We start from the raw sequence: 8,668 nt of genomic DNA, 5'->3' as shown, positions 1-8,668 counted from the left end.
TTCAGAGTTCTCTTTTTTATCATAAATATAACATTATTTGGCTAATTTAAAATTTTAATTTAAATGCAAGTCAAATATGAACTCCCTAGAAAAGATTTACTTTTTATATTTTTGCAGTAGAAGTATCCAGCGCTAAAATAAAAGCCCCAGAATATAAAGTATAGATAGCTATATAATTTTGTAAATTCTCTTCTAATTCCTTTCATTGTATTTTCCTCCATTTAAAAATATTTATATTGTAATTGTAGTCTTTTACCACAAAATGTCAACTTATAATTTTATTTTTATATATAATTTTACTTATCAATTTAAATCTAATTATAAAATAAAAAAGAGCAAACAGTAGTTTACTCTTTTTCATTTCATATATTATAGTTTGCTGCCATTATCTACCCAATTTTTCGCCTCTTCAGTTTGTACCTCAGATGGTGCAGTTACATTAGTTTCTGGATCTACATATGCTTGGTCTGAATAAGCTGCTGTGTAGCCATTATTTAAACACACATTTGAATGTAATCTTTTATTTCTTCTCCCACTTAGTTGGCGATTTACACCATGTTCGCTATAACATTCTTTGCTGTAATTTATATTATCTTTTGACAAAATTACACCTCCCAATTCTTTTTGTCTTATTTTATCCAAAAAAGAATTATAAATGCATAATGAATAATTTGATGTAAAACGCATATTTTTTAATTTATAAATTTTCAGATATACGTTCTAGTGTGTTTTGGTAATTTAAAATTCCATATCCATATGATGTATTAGGATATGTGTATATTGATTTTTGTGTTGCACCAAGCATCAAATATGTTTTTATAGGTTCACTGTATATTGATAACCTATAAAAATCTGTTTCTTTTACTATAAATTCAATCAATAAAGCAATAACTGCGCATGTTACGGAGCTGCTTATTCCTGTTCCTGTCCCCGTATTAAAAGTATTATTTATATAATTTGATATTATATCTACTCCTGGCGCAACTATGTCTAATATAAAATCAGCTCCTGTTGCGGGCCCTTTTGATGAGCCAATCCACATGCTATTTGATTTTGTATTGTATGTTCCTACTGTTATTACCTCTCTTAAAAGTCCATATCTCGTTATCGTCGAGTTAGAATCGCTATCTATAAATCTAGTGTCTTGAGATATTAAATTTTTATTCGGAAGATAGGCATCAAAATTTCCATTTATAATATCTGCACCTGTAATTCTCAAAGCCCAAATTCCCGAATAAACATTTTCTAAATTTATAGATATCTGCATCGAACCTGTAGAAATCCATGGATAGCTATATGAGATACTATATATGACATCTTCTAAGTTAAATTTACCTCTATATAAATTAAAATTTGGACTATATGTCACCGTTGTGCTGATTTCTCCAAATGGAGAAATTAAAGCTAAATTAAATCTATCGACTTTATATCCATCGACTAATATTGTTAGGTTTTTATCGTCTCCAACTTGAAAATTAATATCTACTGAATTTCCACTAGAGACATTACCTGAATAGTGTATATCTGTATTTCCTTGATTTCCGGCTCCACTTACTAATATAAATCCCGATTGATATAATTCATTAAATGTATTTAATAAAGTTTGTGAAATATCTCTTCCTGATGTTGTCCCTAATGTAAAATTAAGTATTATAGGACGGTTTATTTCTTTAAATTTTTGGATTATATATGATATTGCAACTAAAAAATCTGTATTTTTATAATTTATTCTACCCTCTTTAAAAAGAGATATATAACTTCTCAACTTGATTACTATAAGCTCAGCTTTTGGTGCAATTCCTCTATAAGCAGGATTATTTTTTCCTTCCGAAACCACAATTCCCGCTGCCATAGTTCCAGTTCCAATTTCATCTCTGCTTAAATCTGCATTATTATTTGCTATAGCTTCATTTAACTGTTCTTTATTGTATTCACTTCCAAATAACATATTATCTGGTGGAGAGCCATAATCACTTTCTTGATCCCATAAATAAAGAATTTTACTGCTTCCATCTTCATTTATAAAATCCTGATTTAAATAATCTATTCCTGAATCTATAATCGCTACTATGCTTCCTTCGCCTTGCAATCTATTATATAAATTATTACTCATATTAGACATATCAGTAGCTTGTAATATGGGAACTCCTTGTGACAAATTATCTGTTATATTTATTAACGAACTCATTGAGTATGGAGATTCCCACCATACTATCTGATTTATCCTATCAAATATATTTTCATTAAAATCATTTCCTACATATATGACAAGCAATAAATCATTTAGAAAGATATACTGCGTTATATTATTATTAATAAGAGATTCTATTAAGCTCTCTTTTCTTCCAGTATAAATTATATTATAAGATTTTATTTCACTATTTAATATAGGCATTTCTTTCTCCTTATAATTGAATTATTTTTATTTTCATCATAAGTTTTATATCTATCTAAATATTTCAAAAATCTTTCTAGCATTTAAAAGTCCATATCCTTGTATAAAATTCGGATATTGTACTCCTTCTTCTCTATCTGCTCCAAGCTCAAAGAATGTGTAAATACTTTGGCTAAATCCTTGTCGTTTATATTGATTATTTTGAGTTACATATTGGAAAAATAGCGCTGCTACACCAGATGCAAATGCCGCTGCAGCTGCTGTACCAGTTATTGTTCCATATCTATTGTTTGGATAAGATGATATTATATTTACTCCAGGTGCAACTATATTTGGTTTTTGTATATCTCTTATATTAGGTCCTCTTGAAGATTGTGGCCACATAGACATATTTATCATGTCGTATGCGCCAACTGTAAATATATTTCTGTCTACTGCTGGAAAATTCGTTGTATAAAAAGGATTAGATTCAATAAATCTTGTACCATTGTTTATCAACTTTTTATTTGGAAGATATGCATTATAACAACCGCTATTTATATATACTCCTGTTAAGTTAATTTTCCAAATTCCTGGAGTAGCATTAAATAAATTTATTATTATAAATTCTTGCCCAGAATAAGAAGTTGGGAATATATAAAAGATAGCGTAACTTGTATTTTCAAAATTAAAAAGTCCATATTCTTCTTTATAATAACCTAATCCTATATCTTTGCTTTCTTCTCCTGTTGGCGAAACTACTTTTATATTTACTCTATCTGGACGACAAATCCAAACTTCAATTTTTAAAAAATCCTCTTCTTCTTCGATTTCAATTTCAATTGTTTGGGTTTCACCCGAGATAGATATCTTGCCACTTGCATGGGTTTGGGTGTTCCCCTCATTACCGATTCCCGCTACTTCACATTCGCCATATTGATACCATATTGTAGACTGTGTTGCCCTGTTTATAAATCCTAAATCGCTATTTGCACCTACTGATGTATTTATTATAAGCGGTCTTTCTAATTCTCTTGCTTTCTTTCTAGCATAATCTCGTGCCATGTAGTAATATGCATTATTATATCTATTATCTATTTTTCCTAATTTTATAACTATAAGTTCACTATCTTTTGCAATCCCTTCATATTGTGGGTTTTCTCTACCAAGCCCTGCGCAAATTCCGCTTATTAATGTCCCACTTCCAACATCATCAGTTGATAAACTCCTATCATTTTCACTAATTGCCCTATTTATATCTTCTTTTGTATATTCTGTTCCAAAGTAAAATCCCTCTGGTGGGTTGCCTTCTACACCTTGGTCCCATAAATAAAGAATTTTACTCGTTCCATCTGCATTTATAAAATCTGGGTGTAGATAATCTATTCCACTATCCGCAACAGCAATTATTATATTTCGTCCTGTTAAATTCAAATTTGGGTTGTTTTTTATATAATTTATATTTTCATCTTCGTTTACAAAAAATCCGCTTGATGAACTTGAAGATACTTCTGATAACAAACTCATTTCCAGTAAACTTTCAAAGCTTATTACCTCTGGAATATTAAAAAACTGCTGTGGAAATATAGTTTGTATATCTAGTCCTGAAAAGATTCCACTATTATCACTAAGTTTTCTAAAATAATTTTCTATATTTAAATTTGATAAACTATCATAAAATGCTGCTTCATTATTAAAATATACAACTGCTGAATTGATATATGGATCTACTTGCCTTTTATATAAATTTAATTTGTTATTTGATTTTTTATCTAAACTTATTATTTCATCTAAGTTTCTAAATTCTCTGTTAAAATAAATATCTGACATATCTAAAAATCCATATCCGTTTGAATCTGAAGGATATACACCATTTGTACTTCGTCTTGCATTTTGAAGTAGCAATGCTTTTAATTTTTGAGAATATAAATAGACATCATTTTTTTGAACTATACCCCACTCCATAAGTAAGGCACAACATCCTGTTACATGTGGAGTTGCCATACTTGTTCCAGTAAGCGCCCCAATTGTCCCTCCACTTAAGTAACCTAATATATTTTCCCCTGGTGCCAAGATATCTGGTTTTAAAATTCCCATACTTGTATCTCCCCTTCCAGAAAATGAAGATACAACATCTGTTCTAGCATTATAACTTCCGACAGTTATTACTCTACTTGTTGTTCCAGGAACTGTTACTGTTAATATAGCGCTTGGAGATAAAAATCTAGTATCTGGACTTAATCCTTCTGATGTCGGAAGGTATAAGTCTACTCTTCCATCCACAATTTCAATTTTTGTAAACTCAATTTTCCATATTCCTGGCGTAATTTGATTATTAGAGCTGAGCCTAATAGTTATTCTTCTTTGAATTGAATAAGGCATGATTTCATAAAAAACACCTGTTATAAGAGTCCCTCTTATATTGTTTGATACTTCACTATTTTCTACAGAAATGCTTTGTGAAGAATTATTAGATGGGTCAACTATTGTTATTGAGAATATATCTGCAAAATTTGGCCAAATATTTATATTGAGTACTGTTTCACTTTCCCCCACCACAAATTCAACAGTATTTTGATTTTCTATATTTAAATCTATCCTTTTATGTCCCCCCTTATTGCCGTTATTACCAGCTGCTACGACTATATTATTTTTCCAATATAGACACATATCATCTATATATTGTTCAAATAATGATTCTCCTCTATGTGAACCTTCATTTGTCCCATAACTAATATTAATAGCAATTGGTTTATCTTCATCTAAGGCTCTATCCAATACAAACTTAATCGCTCTCATAAACTCTGTACTTCTAGAGTATACATCAGTCTGTCTATTTCCAACTCTCACCACTATAAATTGTGCATTTGTAGCAATTTGAGCACAAATAGAAGCTACATGTGTTCCATGCATAGCTGTAATAGATATTGGTATATATTTATTTCCGTTTATAGCTTCATTTATATCTGAATTTGTATATAAAGTTCCCTGTGTAAATCCTTCTGGAGGACTGTTCCCTAATGCTTGGTCCCAATAATAAAGTATTTTTGAATTGCCTAAAGCATCTCTAAATATCGGAAGTGTATAATCTATTCCCGAATCTATAAGTCCTATTAATGTTCCCTTTCCAGTTAAATTAGTTCTATTTTTAAAAGCAGTTATTCCTGACCTAGAAAAACTCTGGTCATCTTGTGTTTCTAATATAAACGGTCTTTCTATATATTCTATTTCCTTATAATCTAATAGTCCTTCAAATAAACTTGGATCAGTTGATGTTATAATTGCAAAATTGTCGTTTAATATCTCGATACTTACATTCAATTCGTCTTCTAGTTTTAATATATCTCCATTGTATTTCACAATTATTTCGTATTCTATATTAATCACCCCAATCAAATTTTATTTGTTGTTTTCTTTTATCTTTTTCCCTAGTCTAGACATCATATTTTTAGAATAATTGGATATATTTTTTGGAATACACTCATAAGTAGCGAGCATACTATATATCTCTAAAGCTCTCTTGTAATCTTTTTTTCCTGTATATGCTTTATATGCTTCTTCAGCAAGCTTTACACTCAATTCATTAATTCTCTTTGCTCTTTTTATCACAAAAATTACCCCTATCTAATCTTTTTGTTAATATTATTCGTAAAAAAAACAGATTATACCTAATCTAGGTAATAATCTGTTTTGTTGTTTATATATTAAATATTTAAAATTTAATGTAAATCTGAAAAAGCTACTCTTATATTTTGTATTCTTTCATCTTTTGTCAATTCATATTCATCTTGCGTTTCGTCTTTACTTGTTAATGTATTTGCTATTTTTACGGTAAATTCACTCCCTTGTCCTAGTTTACTTTTTACAGATACAGAGCCATTGTGTAATTTGGCAAAAGTCTTTACTAAAGAAAGTCCAACTCCTGTGCCTTGTTTGACAATGCTTCTCTTATCATTGACTCTTTCAAATATTTTGAATATTCTCTTTGCATTTTCTTTAGATATTCCTATGCCATTATCCTTAACCTTTATATATACAAAGTCTTTATCATGACTTAATGAAACAAGTACTATACCATCTTTTTTCTTTCTAAATTTTAGAGAGTTAGAAATAAGATTTAGTACTATTTTTTCAATCTTTTCCGAATCAAATCCCACCACTAATTCTTCAATATCTGTGTCAAATATAATATTCATCTCATTTATATTTACAAAATCTCTTACAGACTCACATATATCCTCTACAAAATAAACAATGTCCTGGTTAGTAGGATTAAATGTTTCATATCCTAATTCTATTTTTGATTTTGATGATAAATCATTTACTATCTTCATAATTCTAAATGAATTTCTTTTAACTAATTCTACATGCTGTAAAATATCTTTTGGATATATATTTTTCTCAGCTTTCTTTTCTATAAGTTGCATAGTAGCCAATATCATATTTAAAGGATTTTTTATTTCATGTGATATAAAACACATAACTTCTCCCTTATCCCAATTATAATAATTCCTTATATTTGTTATGTCAGTTGATGACTTTTCATTTATATTTTTAGAGTTACACTCTATCTTATAAAACCAAACACTAAATTTACATTCATCTATTTTTTATATTTGTAAATTATAGAAGTTTTGCTCTATTTTTATTTGTCTAGAGTTAGAATTTACTATACAGTCAGTTATAATCTCTTCTATAATGTAAGAAGCTGATTCTGTTATAACTGATTTATATGCTACATTTGATTCCGTTATAATCGCATGATTATTTTGGAATTCAACTATTACCAATGGTGTCGGACTTTTTAATAATATATTTTTATAATTACACACAACCTAAATCCCCCTATTAGTTATAATGTCCTACATAATCCCCATATATGAAATATTTATATTTTGAAACAGACTAGTTTTATATAAGTTTACTTATTCATTCTGATTATAACACAAAAAAAGTATTTTTTATGTTTTTTTACAAAATATGTTAATTCTATTTTGCTATTATATTTTTTATTATAATAATTAAAATTTAATTTGAATCATTATCTGAATCAGTCTTCTCTGAATCATCGCTATTTTCACTGTTTTCTACTTTATAAATTTTACTTTTTTGTGAGACTTGATTTTTATTACGTGCAACTACATATATATCATAGTCAAATTCTTTCGATTTTTTAGAATCAAGTGTAATTTTTTCGTTTATTTTGCCATCTCGTTTTGTAATATTGTCTTTATCTATAGTTTTTACTAATTCATAGTCACTATTTTCTAATTTATTATCTTTTATATATACTTCATATGTTTGTGCATCATTCATTTCATCCCATTCTAAATTTAGTACCAAATCATCTTCCATAAAATAATAACTTAAATAAAATCCTTCGACAGCCTTATCTTCTATGCTAATTTCTTTTACTGTGATATATACATATTTTTTAACTTTATTTTCACCACTTCCACATGATACTACTAGTTTTTCTACGCCTTCTCTAATACCTACAATTTGACCATTGCTATCTAATCTTATTTTTCTCTGTACTGGTAGCTTATTTTCTGCAAACGCATATTTTACTTTTGGTGTTTTTAAATTTTGAGGCTCTGTTGTAACAGATGCTTGTATAGTTGTTGTTTCTCCAATATCTAGACTTATGTTTTTCTTAACACTTATACTTTTTAATTTTGCAACTATATTATATTTAAATGATTCTTCTTTAAAATCTGCTCTTGCTGTAATTGTTGCATTTCCAACACCTACAGCATAAATTTTATTATCATCTACTTTTAATACATCTTCATTAGAACTTTTATATTCAACTTTGTATTCTTCGTTGAATCTATCAAAGTCTACTTCTACATAGTCCTTTATACTTGCCATATCACCTACATATTTTAAATCTCCATCTATTTCTGCATTTAAGTTGACAACTTTAGGATTTACTACTAATATGTTAAATCGCTTTAATATTTTATTATTTTGAACTATTGCGATAGATGTAAGTCCTTCTTTTTTCCCTGTTATTTTGACAGTATTTTTAATATTTTTAGAGTTGTCTCTTATTTCTACTTTATTATCTTCGTCTAGACTTTTAAATTCAACTACTGGATCTTTTGCATATGATGGAAATTTCACATAATCACCAGCTGAAAATACAACTCCTTTATTCAATTTGATAACATACTTATCTATATCTTTTATGTACTTCCCTTTTACTGCATTTACCTCAATTCCTTTTATTTGTGGTTCAAATATTCCAAGCTTAAAAAAATAATATTGTGAAATAAATAGAAGGGGAAT

Annotated in this window: 7 protein-coding genes; all 7 read right to left on the bottom strand. The window is 28.4% G+C overall.

What is annotated here, in order from left to right:
* Positions 1–369: 369 nt before the first annotated feature.
* Positions 370–603 carry a DUF3787 domain-containing protein gene (locus I4U58_RS10895; RefSeq protein WP_243269615.1) on the bottom strand — a complete coding sequence of 78 codons (234 nt, stop codon included), beginning with the start codon at positions 601–603 and terminating at the stop codon, positions 370–372.
* Between the two features lie 94 nt (positions 604–697).
* Positions 698–2,395, bottom strand: a complete 1,698-nt coding sequence (cspC, locus tag I4U58_RS10890; RefSeq protein WP_195931373.1) for a bile acid germinant receptor pseudoprotease CspC — start codon at positions 2,393–2,395, stop codon at positions 698–700.
* A 51-nt stretch (positions 2,396–2,446) separates the two neighbouring features.
* Positions 2,447–5,761, bottom strand: coding sequence for a bifunctional germination protease/germinant receptor pseudoprotease CspBA (gene cspBA, locus I4U58_RS10885; RefSeq protein ID WP_195931372.1), 3,315 nt, complete (start codon positions 5,759–5,761; stop codon positions 2,447–2,449).
* 12 nt (positions 5,762–5,773) lie between these two features.
* A complete protein-coding gene (locus I4U58_RS10880) occupies positions 5,774–5,983 on the bottom strand; it encodes a hypothetical protein (protein WP_195931371.1) in 210 nt (69 codons plus the stop codon).
* A gap of 110 nt (positions 5,984–6,093) precedes the next feature.
* Positions 6,094–6,855, bottom strand: a complete 762-nt coding sequence (locus tag I4U58_RS10875; RefSeq protein WP_195931370.1) for a HAMP domain-containing sensor histidine kinase — start codon at positions 6,853–6,855, stop codon at positions 6,094–6,096.
* Positions 6,856–6,984: 129 nt separating this feature from the next.
* Entirely contained in the window at positions 6,985–7,206 is a 222-nt protein-coding gene (locus tag I4U58_RS10870; RefSeq protein WP_195931369.1) for a hypothetical protein, read from the bottom strand.
* 196 nt (positions 7,207–7,402) lie between these two features.
* Positions 7,403–8,668, bottom strand: a 1,266-nt coding sequence (locus I4U58_RS10865; protein WP_195931368.1) for a hypothetical protein, incomplete at its 5' end; no start/stop codon positions are given.

The sequence above is a fragment of the Clostridium sp. 1001270J_160509_D11 genome (assembly GCF_015667935.1).
Lineage (GTDB): Bacteria > Bacillota > Clostridia > Peptostreptococcales > Peptostreptococcaceae > Intestinibacter.
Note: the sequence above shows the minus strand (reverse complement) of the source record. Positions and strands in the feature narration are given on the sequence as shown.

Coding starts and splice junctions, on each gene's coding strand:
- cspC (WP_195931373.1), bottom strand. CDS start 2,395: ATGCCTATATTAAATAGTGAAATAAAATCTTATAATATAATTTATACT.
- I4U58_RS10875 (WP_195931370.1), bottom strand. CDS start 6,855: ATGTGTTTTATATCACATGAAATAAAAAATCCTTTAAATATGATATTG.